Raw genomic sequence first — 17,603 nt, forward strand, 5'->3', positions numbered from 1 at the left:
CTGCGACTCGCCTACACAGACGAAATTCCGAAGGAATTCAGTATGAGTCAAGGACAAGCCCCCAAACAGATCGGGTCACTCAGCTTCGGGCTGATGGACCCCGAGGAGTATCGCGACATGTCCGCCACGAAGGTGATCACGGCGGACACCTACGACGACGACGGTTTCCCCATCGACATGGGGCTGATGGACCCCCGGCTGGGGGTCATCGACCCCGGCCTGGAGTGTAAGACCTGCGGGAAACACAGCGGGTCGTGCAACGGCCACTTCGGCCACATCGAACTCGCCGCCCCCGTCATCCACGTCGGGCACGCGAAGCTCATCCGCCGGCTCCTGCGGGGGACCTGCCGCGACTGCTCCCGGCTCTGTCTGAACGAGGACGAGCGTCAGGAGTTCCAGGGGCGTCTGCAGCGCACCCGCGAGCTCGGCGAGGACCCCGGCGACGTGATGAAAGCCGCCATCCGGCAGGCCCGGAAGGCGAACAACTGTCCGTTCTGTGGCGGCAAGCAGTACGACATCAACCACGAGAAGCCGACCACCTACTACGAGGTGCAGGAGGTGCTCGCCTCCGACTACTCCGACCGCATCGCCGCGGCGATGGAGGGCCGCACCGTCGACGAGGAGGAGGACGACGAGGACAGAGAGCCCATCGCGCCCGACGAGCTCGCGGAGGAGACGGGTATCGACGTCTCGCGCATCAACGACATCATCGCGGGGACGTTCCGCCCGAAGAAGGAGGACCGCAAGAAGCTGGAGAAGGCGCTCTCCATCGACCTCACCGAGGAGGACATGAACAAGCTCATGCCCTCCGACATCCGCGACTGGTTCGAGGACATTCCCGACGAGGACATGGAGGTGCTCGGCATCTCCTCGGAGAAGTCCCGCCCCGAGTGGATGATTCTCACGGTGCTGCCGGTCCCGCCGGTGACGGCCCGTCCCTCCATCACGCTGGATAACGGCCAGCGGTCGGAGGACGACCTCACTCACAAGCTCGTGGACATCATCCGCATCAACCAGCGGTTCATGGAGAACCGTGAAGCGGGTGCGCCGCAGCTCATCATCGAGGACCTCTGGGAGCTGCTCCAGTACCACGTCACCACGTTCATGGACAACGAGATCTCGGGGACGCCGCCGGCGCGCCACCGCTCCGGTCGCCCCCTGAAGACCCTCTCCCAGCGCCTGAAAGGGAAGGAGGGTCGCTTCCGTGGGTCGCTCTCCGGGAAGCGCGTGAACTTCTCGGCCCGGACCGTCATCTCCCCGGACCCGACCCTGTCGCTGAACGAGGTCGGGGTTCCGGACCGCATCGCGACGGAGATGACCCAGACGATGAACGTCAACGAGCGCAACCTCGCCGACGCCCGGCGCTACGTGCGGAACGGCCCGCACACGCACCCCGGCGCGAACTACGTTCGACGACCGGACGGCCGACGCCTGAAGGTCACGGAGAAGAACTGCGAGGAGCTCTCGGAGAAGGTCGAGGTCGGCTGGGAGGTCTCCCGCCACCTCATCGACGGCGACATCGTCATCTTCAACCGCCAGCCGTCGCTCCACCGGATGTCCATCATGGCCCACGAGGTCGTGGTGATGCCGTACAAGACGTTCCGGCTCAACACCGTCGTCTGTCCCCCGTACAACGCCGACTTCGACGGGGACGAGATGAACATGCACGCGCTGCAGAACGAGGAGGCCCGCGCGGAGGCGCGCGTCCTCATGCGCGTGCAGGAACAGATCCTCTCCCCGCGGTTCGGTGAGAACATCATCGGCGCGATCCAGGACCACATCTCGGGGACGTACCTGCTCACGCACGCGAACCCGCAGTTCAACGAGACGCAGGCGCTCGACCTGCTGCGTGCGACGAGCATCGACGAGCTGCCGGAACCGGACGGCGTGAACGAGGACGGGGTCGAGTACTGGACCGGCCGCACCATCTTCTCGCTCCTCCTCCCGGACGACCTCTCCTTAGAGTTCGAGTCCTCCACGGGCGACACGGTCGTCATCGAGGACGGCCAGCTGCTGGAGGGAACCATCGACGAGGACGCGGTCGGCGCGTTCGGCGGCGAGATCGTCGACGCGCTCTGTAAGCTCTACTCGATGACCCGCGCACGCGTGTTCATCAACGAGGTCGCCACGCTGGCGATGCGTGCCATCATGCACTTCGGGTTCTCCGTCGGCATCGACGACGAGTCGGTCGACGCGAAGGCCGAAGAGCAGATCGACGAGGCCATCGAGAACTCCTACGAGCGCGTCGGGAAGCTCATCCAGACGTACGAGGCGGGCGAGCTGGAGTCGCTGCCCGGCCGGACGGTCGACGAGACGCTGGAGATGAAGATCATGCAGACGCTCGGGAAGGCGCGTGACGCCGCCGGTGACATCGCCGACGACCACCTCACGGACGACAACCCCGCGGTCATCATGGCCCGGTCCGGTGCGCGTGGGTCGATGCTGAACCTCACGCAGATGGCCGGCTGTGTCGGCCAGCAGGCGGTCCGCGGCGAGCGCATCAATCGTGGGTACGAGGACCGAACCCTCTCGCACTACAAGAAGAACGACCTCTCCGCGGACGCCCACGGCTTCGTGGAGTCGTCGTACCGCACGGGGCTCTCTCCGCGTGAGTTCTTCTTCCACGCGATGGGTGGCCGCGAGGGGCTCGTGGACACGGCCGTCCGCACCTCGAAGTCCGGGTATCTGCAGCGCCGGCTCATCAACGCACTCTCCGAGCTGGAGACGCAGTACGACGGGACGGTCCGCGACACGTCGGACACCATCGTCCAGTTCGAGTTCGGCGAGGACGGCACCTCGCCGGTGCGCGTCTCCTCGAAGAAGGACCGCGACATCGACGTGGAGAACATCGCCGACCGCATCATGGAGGCGGAGTTCGACACCGAAGACGAGCGTGCGGAGTTCATCGGCGAGAAACACCCGCCGACGAACCTCTCGGAGCATCAGGACACCTGGCAGCGCCAGGAGGTGGAATCCGATGACTGAAGTCACACAGGACATGAAGGCCGTCGTCGAGGACACGGAGCTACCCCGACGGCTCAAGGACCGCGTCTACGACGCCATCGAGGCGCGTGAGGGCGTGACGGTAGCGCAGGCAGCCGACATCGCCGGGGCCGTGGAGTCCCGGTATCTGGAGACCCGAATCGACCCGCTGGACCCCGTCGGGACCGTCTCGGCGCAGTCCATCGGTGAACCCGGTACACAGATGACCATGAACACCTTCCACTACGCGGGCGTCGCGGAGATCGACGTGACGCAGGGGCTCCCCCGGCTCATCGAGCTGGTGGACGCCCGGAAGACCCCGGACACGCCGATGATGACGGTCCACCTCGAAGACGAGTTCGCGACGGACCGCGAGCGCGCCCACGAGGTCGTCTGGAACATCGAGGCGACGCGCATCCTCGCGCTCGGTGACGTCTCCACGAACGTGGCGGACATGATCGTCCAGATCGACCTGAACGAGGACACGCTCCGCGAGCGCTGGCCGACCGTCGACAACCTCGACGACATCGCCCAGGAGATCGCGGACACCATCGACTCGGAACTCGGCGTCTCGACGACCCGTCCCGAGGAGACGGTCATCGAGTTCGGCCCGGAGGAGCCCTCCTACCGCGAGCTGCTCCAGCTCGTCGAGGAGCTCCGCGACGTGGTGTTCAAGGGGATCGACGAGGTCTCCCGCGTCGTCATCCGGAAGGAGGAGCTCGACAACGGCGAGGAGGAGTTCGTCCTCTACACGGAGGGGTCGGCGTTCGGCAAGGCGCTCAAGATCCCCGGCGTCGACGCCTCGCGCACGACGTGTAACAACATCCACGAGATCCACCGCAACCTCGGTATCGAGGCCGCTCGCGAGGCGCTCATCGACGAGACGATGAACACGCTCCGGGAGCAGGGGCTCGACGACGTGAACATCCGGCACATGATGCTCGTCGCCGACATCATGACGAACCGTGGTGAGATCGAGTCCATCGGTCGCCACGGCATCTCCGGGAACAAGGAGTCCGTGCTCGCGCGTGCGGCGTTCGAGGTCACGGTGAACCACCTGCTCGACGCCTCCATCCACGGCGAGGTCGACGACCTGAACGGCGTGACGGAGAACGTCATCGTCGGGAAGCCCATCAAGCTGGGCACGGGTGACGTGGACCTCCGGATGGGTGCGAAGCAGGCGGCCAAGAGCGACGACTGATGGCCATCACCCTCTCGGACGAGGCGCGCCAGTACATCGCCCTGTTCGAGGAGGTGACGGAGGTCGCGGCCCGCGACTGCCTCGTCGACGACGAGCACGACCGGCTCGTGTTCGTCGTCCCGCCGGGGGAGATGGGCCAGGCCATCGGTCCCGGCGGCACGCGCGTGGCGAAGGTCGAGGAGAAGCTCGGCCGCTCCGTGGAGCTCATCGAGGGGGCCGACGACCCCGAGGCGTTCGTCGCGAACGCGCTCGCCCCGGCGGCGGTGTACAACGTCACCATCAGCTCCGGGGAGACGGTGGTCGCCTACGCGGAGGTCGACAGAAACGACCGGGGCGTCGCCATCGGCTCGGGCGGGAAGAACATCGAACTCGCTCGGCAGTTGGCGAAACGGCACTTCGATATCGATGATATCGAGCTAACGTAGGACATCGCAAATCGCCCAAGATTTATATCACTTCGGGGCCGACTCTAGCTTGGTTCCAAACATCAGCGGGAGGTGGCTTTCACACTTCCCGTCGCTTACGATTGATAGCTCCCGGCTTAGTTTCCGAATAGATACCCATGATTTTTTATACGCATAGTGAAACGTATTCGACGGTGGCAGTATGCCACCGACCCCGCAGGTGTTTGGAACCATCTTCGCGGGTTGTATCAGCGCAAAGACGGCGATGTGGGCTGTGACGACGGCTCTTCGCATCATCGTCATCGTCGTAACCCTGATGCGACTTAAGCGGGAGTAGTAGGCAACGAATCTCCCTACGGTAAACGGGGCGGCGACGGCCGCCCTGGGAAGAAAGGCCGAAGTTGGGGCGATTCGGTTCCGCCCACACCTGTCGGGGTTCTCACGTACACCGTGAGTCGCAACTATCGGAGGCCTATCGAAGCGCCTCGCGGACCGCCGTCGAGACGACGATGGCGACCGCGGAGACGAAGATGAGGATGCCGATACTCCACGACATTCCGACGACGATACCGACGAACTCACTTTCTTCTGCCATGAGGAACGGCGCGGCGAAGCCGAGGACCATCATGAACACGGCGAACGCCATCACCTTCAGGAAGACCCCGTTGAGGAGGACCGAGAGGGGTCCAGAGCGCTCGGATTGTGCGGACATATCAGTTGCTCCCGCCGCTGGACGTATGAAGGTTTGTTCCCCGCGTCAGTACGACACCACACCACATGCCGGGAAGGAGCCGTCACGCCCTCGAAAAGGGATGCTTAAGTAGCTCGATACGGAAGAGAAGCGTACTATGGCGAACGGCAAATATGCCGCGCGCAAGCTCAAGAAGGACCGCCAGAAACACCGGTGGTCCGACTCTGACTACGCGCGCCGCGCTCGTGGGCTCGGCAAGAAGTCCGACCCGCTCGAAGGGGCCCCGCAGGGCCGCGGTATCGTACTGGAGAAGGTTGGCATCGAGGCCAAGCAGCCGAACTCGGCGATCCGGAAGTGCGTCCGAGTTCAGCTCATCAAGAACGGGAAGCAGGTCACCGCGTTCTGTCCCGGTGACGGTGCCATCTCGTTCATCGACGAGCACGACGAGGTCACCATCGCCGGGATCGGTGGTGCGAAGGGTCGTGCCATGGGTGACCTCTCCGGCGTGAACTACAAGGTGGAGAAGGTGAACGGCGTCTCCATGATCGAACTGGTCCGCGGGAACGCGGAGAAGCCGGTGCGATAATGTCGGAAGAAGAGCAACCGGAGCCGGACGCGCCGGTCTCCACGGACGACGAGCGCGTCTCCGCCGAGCTGTTCGGCGTCTGGGACGTCTCCGAGATCGAGTACACCGACCCCGCGATGCGTCGGTACATCACCGTGACGCCCATCGCGCACACGCAGGGGCGCCACGCCTCCAAGCAGTTCAAGAAGTCGGAAATCTCCATCGTCGAGCGGCTCACGAACCGCCTGATGCAGACCGACGAGAACACGGGCAAGAAACAGAAGGCGACGAAGATCGTCCGCGAGGCGCTCGACATCATCCACGAGCGCACCGACGAGAACCCGGTGCAGGTGCTCGTCCGCGCGGTCGAGAACTCCGGCCCGCGTGAGGAGACCGTCCGCCTGAAGTACGGTGGCATCTCCGTCCCGAAGGCCGTCGACGTCGCGCCCCAGCGCCGCGTCGACCAGGCCCTGAAGTTCATCGCGCAGGGCACCTACAGCGGGTCGTTCAAGACGACGACCTCCGCCGCCGAGGCCCTCGCGAGCCAGATCACGGGCGCCGCCGACTACAACATGCAGGCGTACCCCATCTCCCAGAAGGAAGAGAAAGAGCGCGTCGCGGCCGCCGCGCGGTAATCTCCCGCGATTTCTTTCGTTCTCTCGATTTGTCGAGTGACGACGCTGTCTACTCCGTGATTCGGTTCAGAGAATGAGAACACATGGGAAACCCTCGCTTGAGTCGATTGAGGGACCAAACACGTAGGAAGCCCTCGGCCGCTCGCGGTCGCTGCGCGAGATATCCGCGCACGCGATAGGGCTCGCGCAGGCGACTCCCCTTCGGCGCGACCGCCCTCGCCCTTCCAGTCCACCAGGCCAGCACCGCGACCGCACCACACAGCACCTACGGTTCCCGTGTGGTGCGGCCCGCTCGCCGTTCGTGCCCCTCGCGTGCGCTCCGGGCCACGCGCCGAGCGGGCACGCACACACAGCCGTGGCTGCGTGGGCGAGCGCACGCACGTGGGAGACTGCTCAGTCGGCCGCAGCCGTCCGACTCGAATCCAGCACGTACTCGCGGGTCACGTCCACGAGCGCCTTTCTGTAGGTGGATTCGTCCGTCTCCCTCGCGAGCGAGCGGAAGTGCTCTTTGAACGTCTCCACGCGCACGCCGGGGGCGTCCGCGCCTGCGGCCCGCGCGAGGGCGTACAGGCGGTGGTCCGGGTCGATGGCGTCGTGGCGTTCGAGCAGCGCGAGCGCGAACGCGGCGTTCACGGCGGTGATGTCGGGGTCCGCGCCGGTCGTCTGTCTGACCCAGCCGTCGGGGGCGTGGGCGGGCCGGTCCGCGAGCGCGGCCGCGAGCGAGGACTCCATGAAGTCCACTAGCTTCACCGGCGAGGTGACGGCGAGCGTCAGGTCGTCGGCGTAGATGTCCTTCATGTGGTTGGCGATCTGGTAGACGTGGGCGAGCTTCCGGCGCTCGACGCTGTGGCCGGCGAGCGCGAGGAACAGCGCCTCCTCCGTCTTGAGGTGGTGGGAGGGGTGCGCCTGCTCGTAGCGGTACATGTGGGCGAACTCGTGACAGGCGAGTTCGACGGCCATCGCGCTCGTGGCGGCCTGTCGGCTCATCACGAGGACGTGGTGGTCGTCGTAGTGGCCGGTGAGGGTGCGTTCGTCCGGGTCCTCGCGGAGCTCGACCTCGACGGGGAGCTCGAGCTCCCACTCGGCAGCGAAGCGGTCACGGGCGGTGTAGAACGGTTTCGTCGGCCCGACATCCTCGACTCGCAGTTCCATGCTACCACTTACCAAGGAGTATGCATATAAGACGTTTGTGCCGCCGGCGGGCGGTTCCAGTGGAAGTGGAGGGGTGACAGCGGGGAGCCGGGGTCGACGGGATGGGTGAGAGCCGGCCACACACGGAGAGTGTGAATCGGACGCACACGGTGGAAAGACGGGTCAACGCCACCGTCTGCGCCGACGTGAAACACTACCCTTTTCACGCTGCTATTGGAAACCACCTGTATAATGGGCCGACGTAAGAAAATCGTACAGGAATGTGAGAAGCTGATGGACAAGCCGGAGCAGATCCGGAACATCGCCATCGCGGCTCACGTCGACCACGGGAAGACGACGCTGACAGACAACCTCCTCGCCGGTGCGGGGATGATCTCCGACGCCACCGCGGGCCAGCAGCTCGCGATGGACACGGAGGAGGACGAACAGGAGCGTGGGATCACCATCGACGCGGCGAACGTCTCGATGACCCACGAGTACGAGGGGAAGAACCACCTCATCAACCTCATCGACACGCCCGGCCACGTCGACTTCGGTGGCGACGTGACCCGCGCGATGCGTGCCGTCGACGGGGCGCTCGTGGTCGTCGACGCCGTCGAGGGCGCCATGCCCCAGACGGAGACCGTCCTGCGACAGGCGCTCCGTGAGGGTGTCAAGCCCGCCCTGTTCATCAACAAGGTCGACCGCCTCATCTCGGAGCTCCAGGAGGGCCCCGAGGAGATGCAGCGCCGCCTCCAGAAGGTCATCCGCGACGTGAACGAACTCATCCGCGGGATGACCGAGGAGATGGACGACGTCGACGACTGGACCGTCTCCATCCAGGAGGGGACCGTCGGCATGGGCTCGGCCCTCTACAAGTGGGGGATCTCGATGCCCTCCATGCAGCGAACCGGCATGGACTTCGGCGAGATCATCGACCTCGAGCAGGCCGACAAGCGCCAGGAGCTCCACGAGCGGACGCCGCTTTCGGACGTCGTCCTCGACATGGTCTGTGAGCACTTCCCGGACCCCATCGAGGCCCAGCCCCGTCGTATCCCGCGCATCTGGCGTGGCGACGCGGAGTCCCAGCTCGCCCAGGACATGAAGAACGTCGAGGACGAGGGCGAGGTCGTCCTCATGGTCACCGACATCGGTATCGACCCCCACGCCGGCGAGATCGCCGCGGGTCGTGTCTTCTCCGGCACGCTGGAGAAGGGCCAGAACCTCTACGTCTCCGGGACCGCGGGCACGAACCGCGTCCAGTCCGTCGGGATCTACATGGGTGGCGAGCGCGAGGAAGTCGAGCGCGTTCCCGCGGGGAACATCGCGGCCGTCACCGGCCTGCGTGACGCCATCGCTGGCTCCACCGTCTCGAGCGTCGAGATGACCCCGTTCGAGTCCATCGAGCACATCTCGGAGCCCGTCATCACGAAGAGCGTGGAGGCCCAGAACATGGACGACCTGCCGAAGCTCATCGAGACGCTGCGTCAGGTCTCCAAGGAGGACCCCACCATCCGCATCGAGATCAACGAGGACACCGGGGAGCACCTCATCTCCGGGCAGGGTGAGCTCCACCTCGAGGTCATCACCCAGCGTATCGAGCGGAACCAGGGCATCCCGGTCATCACCGGTGAGCCCATCGTCGTCTACCGCGAGGCGCCCACCCAGCCCGGCCACGAGGTCGAGGGCATCTCGCCGAACCGCCACAACCGGTTCTACGTGACGGTCGAGCCGCTCTCGGAGGACCTCGTCGAGCTCATCCGGCTCGGTGACGCCTCCATGGACATGCCCGAGCTGGAGCGCCGCGAGGCGCTCATGGAGGCCGGCATGGACAAGGACACGGCCCAGAACGTCGAGCACATCTACGGCACGAACGTCGTCATCGACGACACGAAGGGTATCCAGCACCTCAACGAGACGATGGAGCTGTTCATCGAGGGGCTCGAGGAGGCGCTGGACGACGGCCCGCTCGCCGCCGAGCCGGTCCAGGGTGCGCTCATCCGCCTGCACGACGCGAAGCTCCACGAGGACGCCATCCACCGTGGTCCCGCGCAGGTCATCCCGGCGACGCGTGACGCCATCCACCGTGGCCTCATCGCGGCCCGCACGAAGCTGCTCGAGCCGATCCAGAACGTCCGCATCGACGTGCCGAACGACCACATGGGCGCCGCCTCCGGCGAGATCCAGGGTCGCCGCGGCCGCGTCGACGACATGTACCAGGAGGGTGACCTCATGGTCGTCGAGGGGATCGCCCCCGTCGAGGAGATGATCGGGTTCTCCTCCGACATCCGCAGCGCGACGGAGGGTCGCGCGTCGTGGAACACGGAGAACGCCGGCTTCCGCGTGCTGGCCGACTCCATGCAGCGCGAGAAGATCATGGAGATCCGCGAGCGCAAGGGGAAGAAGCTCGAGCTCCCCGAGAGCATCGACTACATCTAACTCGGCCCCCTTCTTTCGATTTCGTCGGCCCAGCGAACGCGTTATAGCATTCGGTCGTAGAGCGCGTCGATCTCCTCGTTGATGCGCTCCGGGTCCGAGGCACCCCACGGGTTCCGCGAGAAGTAGTACATCGAGGCGATGACGACGCCGACCGTGACCGCCAACTCGGGAGCGACGGCGCCCACGGCGAAGGCGAGGCCACCGGCGAGGATTCCTGCGATGATGATATCCAGCAGTTGGTGTGCAACGCTCATACCCGGTCGTACGGGCGGGGTGCCTGTAAGCGGTCTGGCGCGAGATTGTGAAGAACCGCAGTCTTATACCCGCCGACGCGTGAAAGGCGAGTATGTCACCGACGGAGGTTCCGCCGGGGGACAGTGTGCGAGCATACACGGTTCGCCTCGAGCTCGTCGACGAGCCGGGCGAGCTGCTTCGCACACTGCGACCCATCGCCGAGAACGGCGGGAACCTACTTTCCATCTTCCACGAGCGGGGGAACCTCACCCCGCGGGGACACATCCCCGTCGAGGTCGACTTAGAGGCCCCGCCGGAGCGCTTCGAAGTCATCGTCGAGGCCCTGCGCGACGCCGGGGTGAACGTCATCCGGGCGGGCGAGGACCACTACTCCGAGGAGCTCACCGTGCTGCTCGTCGGCCACCTCGTCGACACGGACCTCTCCGACACCCTCCGGCGTATCGAGAACTGCGGGCACGCGAGCATCGCGGACGTGTCGCTGAGCGCCGCGCAGGGGACCGACGACGTATCGAGCGCCCGACTCCGACTCGTGGCCAACGAGGAGGGCGTCGAGCACGCACTGGGCACCGTGCGGAGCGTGGCGGAGGAGAAGGAGCTGCGTGTCATCGAGCCGCTCGCGGGGGGTGAGCTATGAGACTCGCCGTGCTCGGTGCCGGGGCGGTCGGCACGTCCGTGGTGGAGCTGGCGGGCGACTACGGCCACACCGTGGTCGCGCTCGCCGATTCCTCCAGCGCCGCGGTCGACGAGGCCGGTATCGACGCCGAGGCCGTCCTCGCGCGCAAGGAGGACGAGGGTGTCGTCGGCGACGCCAGCGTGGCGGACGCGCTCGACTGCGACTACGACGTGCTCGTGGAGGCCACGCCGACGACGCTCGGGGACGCCCAGCCCGGGTTCGGCCACGTCGAGCACGCGCTGGCGCGCGACCGGCACGTCGTGCTGGCGAACAAGGGCCCCGTCGCGGAGCGCTACGACGAACTCCGCGCGCTGGAAGCCGACAGCGAGGGGACCGTGCTGTTCGAGGCCACCGTCGCCGGCGCCATCCCCGCGCTCTCGACCATCGACGACGTGGGGGCAGAGCACGTCACCTCCGTCCGGGGCGTTCTCAACGGGACGGCGAACTTCATCCTCACGCGGATGGCCGCGGAGGGGCTCGGCTACGAGCACGTGCTCGCGGAGGCACAGGACCTCGGCGTCGCGGAGACGGACCCGAGCTTCGACGTGGAGGGGACCGACGCCGCGCTGAAATGCGTCATCCTCGCGAACCTCCTCTACGGCGGCGGCTACACCCTCGAGGACGCCGAGGTCGAGGGGATCGAGGAGATCCCGGGCGACGCGCTCGACCTGGCGACGGAGGACGGCCGGACGGTCCGGCTCATCGGCGAGGTCGTGGACGGCGAGATCCGCGTGGGCCCGCGGCTCATCCCCGCGAACGGGACGCTCGCCGTGACCGGCACGCAGAACATCGTCCAGCTGGAGACCACCTTCGCCGGCACCCTCAACATCTCCGGACGGGGGGCAGGCGGCCCGGAGACGGCGAGCGCGGTACTTGCGGACGTGGGACGACTCCCCGAACGGTGACACACAGACGCGTGTGAACGGGTGCCAAATCGCCTGACGCGCCCGGATTCAGGGGATTCGTATCGAAATCGTTTTAGGAGCCAATACCGAAACCTCCCCACATAGCGCCTTAGCGCGTGAGACCAACAATGAGTGACAAACCCCACCAGAACCTGGCCGTAATCGGCCACGTCGACCACGGGAAGAGTACGATGGTCGGGCGACTCCTGTTCGAGACAGGCAGCGTCCCCGAGCACGTCATCGAGCAGTACCGCGAGGAGGCCGAGGAGAAGGGCAAGGGCGGCTTCGAGTTCGCCTACGTCATGGACAACCTCGCCGAGGAGCGCGAGCGCGGTGTCACCATCGACATCGCCCACCAGGAGTTCGACACCGACGAGTACTACTTCACCATCGTCGACTGTCCGGGCCACCGTGACTTCGTGAAGAACATGATCACCGGTGCCTCGCAGGCCGACAACGCGGTGCTCGTCGTCGCCGCCGACGACGGTGTCGCGCCCCAGACCCGCGAGCACGTCTTCCTGGCCCGCACGCTCGGTATCAACGAGCTGATCATCGCGGTCAACAAGATGGACATCGTCGACTACGACGAGGCCAAGTACAAGGCCGTCAAGGAGGACGTCACCAAGCTCCTGAAGCAGGTGAACTTCCGCTCCGACGACGCCACGTTCATCCCGACCTCGGCCTTCGAGGGCGACAACGTCTCCGAGTCCTCGGAGAACACGCCGTGGTACGACGGCCCGACGCTCGTCGAGGCCCTCAACGACCTGCCGGCCCCGCAGCCGCCGACGGACGCGCCGCTGCGCCTGCCGATCCAGGACGTCTACACCATCTCCGGCATCGGGACGGTCCCGGTCGGCCGTGTCGAGACCGGTACCCTCGACGTCGGTGCGAACGTCTCGTTCCAGCCCTCGGACGTCGGTGGCGAGGTCAAGACCATCGAGATGCACCACGAGGAAGTGCCGCAGGCCGAGCCCGGTGACAACGTCGGGTTCAACGTCCGCGGCATCGGCAAGGACGACATCCGCCGCGGTGACGTCTGTGGCCCCGCCGAGGAGCCGCCGAGCGTCGCCGAGACGTTCGAGGCCCAGATCGTCGTCATGCAGCACCCCTCCGTCATCACCGCTGGCTACACGCCGGTCTTCCACGCCCACACGGCGCAGGTCGCGTGTACCATCGAGTCCATCGACAAGAAGCTCGACCCCGCCTCCGGCGAGGTCGCCGAGGAGAACCCGGACTTCATCCAGTCCGGCGACGCCGCCATCGTGACGGTTCGCCCGCAGAAGCCCCTCAGCATCGAGCCGTCGAGCGAGATTCCGGAGCTCGGCTCCTTCGCCGTCCGTGACATGGGTCAGACCATCGCGGCCGGGAAGGTCCTGAGCGTCAACAAGCGGTAAACGCATGCAACAGGCACGCGTCCGCCTCGCGGGCACCAGCCCCGAGGACCTCGACGGAATCTGCGACGACGTCCGCGACATCGCGGACAAGACGGGCGTCCAGCTCAGCGGCCCGGTGCCGCTCCCGACGAAGCGGCTGGAAGTCCCCTCGCGCAAATCGCCCGACGGTGAAGGGACGGCCACGTGGGAACACTGGCAGATGCGCGTCCACAAGCGTCTCATCGACATCGACGCCGACGAACGCGCGCTCCGTCAGCTCATGCGGATCCAGGTCCCGAACGACGTCTCCATCGAGATCGTCCTCGAGGATTGAGCGAACCCTGCGGGTTCGCGAAAGCTGGAAGACGCGGACGCGTCTTCCAGAACTGAGTGAATCCGGGGATTCACGAAGGCTGAATCGCTGGACGCGATTCAGCAATCGAGCGAGACCGAAAGTCTCGCGAATACCGGAACACGAGGTGTTCCGGAAGTGAGCGAATCCGTAGGATTCGCAAAGTGCGCGAACACCCGTTCGCGTCCCGGATGACCTGCGACGGACGCGTCGTCCGTCCATCCCACTCACGCGCATTTTCGCGCGACGGAAACGCAATATACAAGAAGCCGTCTCGGGTATAGGCGGTTGCGGGCTCGTAGATCAGTGGCAGATCGCTTCCTTCGCAAGGAAGAGGCCCTGGGTTCAAATCCCAGCGAGTCCATCGAAATTCTCACGACACCACACGGCGAGCGAAGTCCTCGTGAACGGAGTGAACGAGGGCTCGGCAGACGAGTGTAACGAGTCTGCCTGAGCGAGCCGCTGGTGTCGTGTGATTGAGTGCGACGAAGCTGGGATTTGAAGCCCTGTGAGTCGCAGCGCCCGAGCGGAGTTCTCACGAGCGAAGTTCTCGTGAGCGTAGCGAACGAGAACTTGCTGGAGCAAGCTCCAGCAAAGCGAGTGAGAGCATGCCGAAGCTTGCTTCGGCAGAGAGAGGGCGACCGTCTCACTCTGGGTTCAAATCCCGCGAGGGCGAAGCTCTCGCGTACCTCGCGAAGCCTTCGGCTTCGCTCAGTCCCAGCGAGTCCACCCCTCGTTATCAAGCCACGCAGACGGGGGCTGTTATAACATATCGTCAGTCGTCTCCGCACTCCGCAACTCCCCGAGCGTCGTGTACTGGAGTGACTGCGGATACCTCGACTCAAACGGGACGGGGTCGTCGAGTTCGTAAAGCGAGCCGGACTCGAACGTGATGACCTTCTTTCCGTCTGCGATCTTCGCCCCGTCCTGATAATCCTGCGGCTCGCGCATCAACTCCGCCGCATCAGGTTCTACCACGTCCCTCACTTTGGCGAAGTATTTGACCTCCCGAACGTCGCCGGTAACATACATTGCGACGTAGTCGAAGTCACTTCCAACCCGAACGAAACCCCACGCTTCGTTCTCTTTGAGAAATGGGAGTCCAGACTCTTTGGTCGGGAATACAGCGACTCGTGCCTCTGCATCGCCCTCAATTTCTTTCCGAGCTATCGTGCCTGAGACTCGGTTTTCCAGCGTTGTGATATCATCTTCGGCCTCGTCGGGTTCTGATTCGTCCTCTTCCTGGGACTCGTCGGGTGGTTCCTCGCTGACGAAGTGTCGCTGTTCACGGAGCACAGAAACGAGATTCTGCACGAACTCCCGAGACTGTTCTTCGAGGTCGATAGTGAGGCCACCGACCTCGTTCTCCACGGCCTCGGTAATGGATTCGGTAACGCTGTCTTCGTTTTCTTGGAGCCGTCGAATCGCCCGGTTCGTCTGCGCGACCTGCTCAGCGACCTCGTCCGATTTTCCTGACCGAATCGATTCCTTGGTAAGTAATTCCAGTACGTCCGGGGTCTCGGCGAGATCATCGAGATCGAACTGAACGACGGACACCTCCTCACCGCCGTTTCGGTGGCGGTTCTTGGTCAAGACCTCGAAGGACTTTCCGTTGGTCAAAATCCCCCAGTCTACATCGAGTTCCTGTCTCATATAACTCCGCAACTGCCGAACTTCGTTGTCGGAGAGCGTAGACCGGACGGGCTTCGCTTCGACGAACACCACAGGAGAATCTCCGACGAGAAGGGCGTAATCAACGTGGGTGCTCCCCGAGGCCATCGGGATTGTGTATTCAAGCGCGACTTCGGTAGAGTAGAGGTCCCACCCGAGGAGTTCGAGAAACGGCTGCACGAGTTTGACCTTGGTATTCTCCTCGTCCATCTGCGGTGACGACTCAATGAGTTGTTGACACCGCTGGACGTACTCGTCGATTTCATCCCGGTCCATTATCACGACGTGGACGGGGGGCCCTATTTAAATTGATGCTAGTCGAACACGACTCCACGGATTTGAACGACTGCTTCTTGCTTTTCTTAGTGCTCTATTCGCGCGGCATCCAATGAGTCCAAACCGACTCTAGACCCCAGGTCGTAGCCTCGTTCTCGTCCCGACGGCCGGACCGAAGGAATATGCCGGCGGGTGTGGTACATGCACACATGATAGTCCGTGAGGCCGCGGCGGAGGACATCGAGGCGATTCGGGAGGTGGCAAAGCGGTCGTGGGCGGTGGATTACCCGGATATCCTGACCCGGGAGACGGTGGAGGAAGGGGTCGACGACTGGTACGCGGTCGAGCAGCTGGAGGCCGAGCTCACGCACGCGCGGACGCAGCTCTTCGTGGCCGAGCGTGACGAGGTGGTCGTCGGGTTCGCCCACGCGAGCTGGGGCGGCGAGGAGGGGTACATCATGCGGCTCTACGTCCATCCGGACCACCGGTGGGAGGGGGTGGGACAGGCGTTGCTCGTGCGGACGTGTAGGGCGCTCTCCGAAGTGGGGGTCGAGCGCGTCAGCGCGATGGTGCTCACGGAGAACGACCCCGGGCGGGCCTTCTACGAGCGGTTCGGGTTCGAGCAGGCGGACGAGAGCGAGACGACGATCGGCGGGGAGACCTACCGGGAGAACCGCTACGTCCTGACGGGGGAGGTGACGCCGGAGCGTCGGTAGCGATCCCGAGCGTACGGGTTTTTATCGGAGTGTGCGGAACCTAGACACATGGCTCGAACGGTGAGCATGGTGGCGCTGTGGGTGATCGTCATCGCTGCAGTGGCGTGGATCGCGGGCGGTGTGACCCGGGTGGTGCTGATCGTTCTGGGGGAGCCGCGGGTGTGGTCCGCGGACGTGGGAGGGCTGGTGGCGCTGACGCTGTTCATCCTCCTCGGGAGCGTGGCGGTGGGGCGGCGCGTGTTCGGCTGACGAGTGGACGGGAGCGAAGCGTAGTTGGGGGTCGCGGGCGAATCGGGGGTATGGAACCCACCGGGGCCTGGGATGCGGAGGAGACCGTCGCGTTTCTGGAATCGACCGCCGTCCCGGTGCGGCTGTCGTGTCACACGCCGACGGGGGCACTGTGGATGCTCTCGCTGTGGTTCGAGTGGAAGGCGGGGGCGCTGTGGTGTGCCACGTCGGCGAGCGCGGACGTGGTCTCGTATCTGGACCACGACGACCGCGTGGCGTTCGAGGTGTCGACGAACGAGCCACCCTACAGGGGCGTGCGGGGCAACGGGACGGCGACGATAGCGCCCGACACCGAGAAGGAACTGTTGCGGTCGCTCTTGGAACGGTATCTCGGGGGGACGGACACGCCGCTCGCGAGTGAGCTGCTCTCCCCCGAGCGGGAGGAGGTGAAACTCAGGATCGACCCGCACAAACTGTACACGTGGGACTTCACGGAGCGGATGGCGGCGGTGAGCGAGGAGCGCGACGATTAGAGCGACCGTGGCGACCGGTGGACCGTGAGGTCGACGGCGCGGCGGGCGCCTTCGAGGTCGGCGACCATCGCGGCGACGATCTTCTCCGACTCGCGGACGACGATGGGTTTGAGCTTGTCGAACAGCGTGTTCGCGGAGAGGAAGCCGGGGAGCCGGATGCCCGTCACCGAGGCGGGGTCGAACTCGATGAGCAGGCGCAGGCGGGTGGCGTGCTCGCGGTCGTCGGGTGGATCCACGGGATCGATGAGCCACGCGCCGCGGGCGCTCACGTCCTTGGTCGCGCGCCAGTCGATGCGGTTCGGCGGGTCGACCTCGGTGACCCGGGTCTCCGAGGTGTAGGAGAACTTCCACCAGGAGACGGTGATGCGGTAGTCGGTGCCGGGCCCGCCGTCGCCGTACTGCCGCACCGAGTCGAGATGCGCGGAGTAGTCGGTGTACCCCGAGAAGTCCTGGATGAACCCGTACACCTCCTCGGGAGGTACGTAGATGACGGTGCTGGCGTCGATGGCGTCCACGCCCCGAGATAGGTGGCGGGCCGGATAACTCTACGCCCGGCGGAAATCCGGGTGGTAT

The 17,603-nt window shown here is 65.2% G+C and carries 18 protein-coding genes and 1 tRNA gene; 14 read left to right on the top strand and 5 right to left on the bottom strand.

Annotated features, from left to right (window positions below; genetic code table 11):
* Positions 1–42 precede the first annotated feature (42 nt).
* From ACQUQR_RS12310 to ACQUQR_RS12320, 3 genes are read left to right on the top strand one after another with little or no spacing between them, the layout of a single operon-like run.
* Complete coding sequence (locus ACQUQR_RS12310; RefSeq protein WP_435196780.1) at positions 43–2,985, top strand: DNA-directed RNA polymerase subunit A'; 2,943 nt, start codon at positions 43–45, stop codon at positions 2,983–2,985.
* On the top strand, positions 2,978–4,183 hold the full coding sequence (gene rpoA2 / locus ACQUQR_RS12315) for a DNA-directed RNA polymerase subunit A'' (protein ID WP_435196781.1): 1,206 nt from the start codon (positions 2,978–2,980) through the stop codon (positions 4,181–4,183). Before ACQUQR_RS12310 ends, rpoA2 begins: the two co-directional genes overlap by 8 nt.
* Positions 4,183–4,608 carry a NusA-like transcription termination signal-binding factor gene (locus ACQUQR_RS12320; RefSeq protein WP_435196782.1) on the top strand — a complete coding sequence of 142 codons (426 nt, stop codon included), beginning with the start codon at positions 4,183–4,185 and terminating at the stop codon, positions 4,606–4,608. The genes rpoA2 and ACQUQR_RS12320 overlap by 1 nt, the downstream gene beginning before the upstream one ends.
* Positions 4,609–5,059: 451 nt before the next feature.
* On the opposite strand, the gene ACQUQR_RS12325 is transcribed toward ACQUQR_RS12320, so the two are convergent.
* The gene (locus ACQUQR_RS12325; protein WP_435196783.1) at positions 5,060–5,299 is read right to left on the bottom strand and encodes a hypothetical protein; all 240 of its coding nucleotides are present in this window, start codon (positions 5,297–5,299) and stop codon (positions 5,060–5,062) included.
* Between the two features lie 136 nt (positions 5,300–5,435).
* On the opposite strand from ACQUQR_RS12325, the gene ACQUQR_RS12330 reads away from it, so the two are divergent.
* Both ACQUQR_RS12330 and ACQUQR_RS12335 read left to right on the top strand, forming a co-directional pair.
* Positions 5,436–5,864: a 30S ribosomal protein S12 gene (locus ACQUQR_RS12330; protein WP_015410678.1), complete on the top strand. Its 429-nt coding sequence runs from the start codon at positions 5,436–5,438 to the stop codon at positions 5,862–5,864.
* Positions 5,864–6,478: a 30S ribosomal protein S7 gene (locus tag ACQUQR_RS12335; RefSeq protein WP_435196784.1), complete on the top strand. Its 615-nt coding sequence runs from the start codon at positions 5,864–5,866 to the stop codon at positions 6,476–6,478. Before ACQUQR_RS12330 ends, ACQUQR_RS12335 begins: the two co-directional genes overlap by 1 nt.
* 393 nt (positions 6,479–6,871) lie before the next feature.
* Here the strand turns inward: ACQUQR_RS12335 and ACQUQR_RS12340 are convergent, their stop codons facing one another.
* Positions 6,872–7,630, bottom strand: coding sequence for a DUF5781 family protein (locus tag ACQUQR_RS12340; RefSeq protein ID WP_435196785.1), 759 nt, complete (start codon positions 7,628–7,630; stop codon positions 6,872–6,874).
* 231 nt (positions 7,631–7,861) lie between these two features.
* Here ACQUQR_RS12340 and ACQUQR_RS12345 point away from each other — a divergent pair, with 231 nt between their 5' ends.
* Entirely contained in the window at positions 7,862–10,048 is a 2,187-nt protein-coding gene (locus ACQUQR_RS12345; RefSeq protein WP_435196786.1) for an elongation factor EF-2, read from the top strand.
* 41 nt (positions 10,049–10,089) lie between these two features.
* Here ACQUQR_RS12345 and ACQUQR_RS12350 read toward each other — a convergent pair whose 3' ends face one another.
* Positions 10,090–10,302 carry a hypothetical protein gene (locus ACQUQR_RS12350; RefSeq protein WP_435196787.1) on the bottom strand — a complete coding sequence of 71 codons (213 nt, stop codon included), beginning with the start codon at positions 10,300–10,302 and terminating at the stop codon, positions 10,090–10,092.
* Between the two features lie 92 nt (positions 10,303–10,394).
* Here ACQUQR_RS12350 and ACQUQR_RS12355 point away from each other — a divergent pair, with 92 nt between their 5' ends.
* From ACQUQR_RS12355 to ACQUQR_RS12375, 5 genes are all read left to right on the top strand, one after another.
* Positions 10,395–10,937 (top strand): amino acid-binding protein, encoded by a 543-nt coding sequence (locus ACQUQR_RS12355; protein WP_435196788.1) that lies wholly within the window; start codon positions 10,395–10,397, stop codon positions 10,935–10,937.
* Positions 10,934–11,881 carry a homoserine dehydrogenase gene (locus ACQUQR_RS12360; protein ID WP_435196789.1) on the top strand — a complete coding sequence of 316 codons (948 nt, stop codon included), beginning with the start codon at positions 10,934–10,936 and terminating at the stop codon, positions 11,879–11,881. The genes ACQUQR_RS12355 and ACQUQR_RS12360 overlap by 4 nt, the downstream gene beginning before the upstream one ends.
* Positions 11,882–12,009: 128 nt before the next feature.
* A complete protein-coding gene (gene tuf, locus ACQUQR_RS12365) occupies positions 12,010–13,275 on the top strand; it encodes a translation elongation factor EF-1 subunit alpha (RefSeq protein ID WP_435196790.1) in 1,266 nt (421 codons plus the stop codon).
* Positions 13,276–13,279: 4 nt separating this feature from the next.
* Positions 13,280–13,588 (top strand): 30S ribosomal protein S10, encoded by a 309-nt coding sequence (gene rpsJ, locus ACQUQR_RS12370; RefSeq protein WP_435196791.1) that lies wholly within the window; start codon positions 13,280–13,282, stop codon positions 13,586–13,588.
* 310 nt (positions 13,589–13,898) lie between these two features.
* Positions 13,899–13,970 (top strand) — tRNA-Ala (locus ACQUQR_RS12375).
* Between the two features lie 398 nt (positions 13,971–14,368).
* Here the strand turns inward: ACQUQR_RS12375 and ACQUQR_RS12380 are convergent.
* Positions 14,369–15,553 carry a type I restriction enzyme HsdR N-terminal domain-containing protein gene (locus ACQUQR_RS12380; RefSeq protein WP_435196792.1) on the bottom strand — a complete coding sequence of 395 codons (1,185 nt, stop codon included), beginning with the start codon at positions 15,551–15,553 and terminating at the stop codon, positions 14,369–14,371.
* A gap of 209 nt (positions 15,554–15,762) precedes the next feature.
* On the opposite strand from ACQUQR_RS12380, the gene ACQUQR_RS12385 reads away from it, so the two are divergent.
* The 3 genes from ACQUQR_RS12385 to ACQUQR_RS12395 are packed head-to-tail and all read left to right on the top strand — an operon-like array spanning position 15,763 to position 17,030.
* Complete coding sequence (locus ACQUQR_RS12385; RefSeq protein WP_435196793.1) at positions 15,763–16,269, top strand: GNAT family N-acetyltransferase; 507 nt, start codon at positions 15,763–15,765, stop codon at positions 16,267–16,269.
* A 48-nt stretch (positions 16,270–16,317) separates the two neighbouring features.
* Positions 16,318–16,518 carry a hypothetical protein gene (locus ACQUQR_RS12390; RefSeq protein WP_435196794.1) on the top strand — a complete coding sequence of 67 codons (201 nt, stop codon included), beginning with the start codon at positions 16,318–16,320 and terminating at the stop codon, positions 16,516–16,518.
* A 50-nt stretch (positions 16,519–16,568) separates the two neighbouring features.
* Positions 16,569–17,030, top strand: a complete 462-nt coding sequence (locus ACQUQR_RS12395) for a pyridoxamine 5'-phosphate oxidase family protein (protein WP_435196795.1) — start codon at positions 16,569–16,571, stop codon at positions 17,028–17,030.
* On the opposite strand, the gene ACQUQR_RS12400 is transcribed toward ACQUQR_RS12395, so the two are convergent.
* Positions 17,027–17,545 (bottom strand): type II toxin-antitoxin system RatA family toxin, encoded by a 519-nt coding sequence (locus ACQUQR_RS12400; RefSeq protein WP_435196796.1) that lies wholly within the window; start codon positions 17,543–17,545, stop codon positions 17,027–17,029. The two genes, ACQUQR_RS12395 and ACQUQR_RS12400, sit on opposite strands and share 4 nt — an antisense overlap.
* Positions 17,546–17,603: the final 58 nt, after the last annotated feature.

Origin of the sequence: Natronomonas sp. EA1, from assembly GCF_051195035.1 — an archaeon.
GTDB lineage: Archaea > Halobacteriota > Halobacteria > Halobacteriales > Haloarculaceae > JBNTJV01.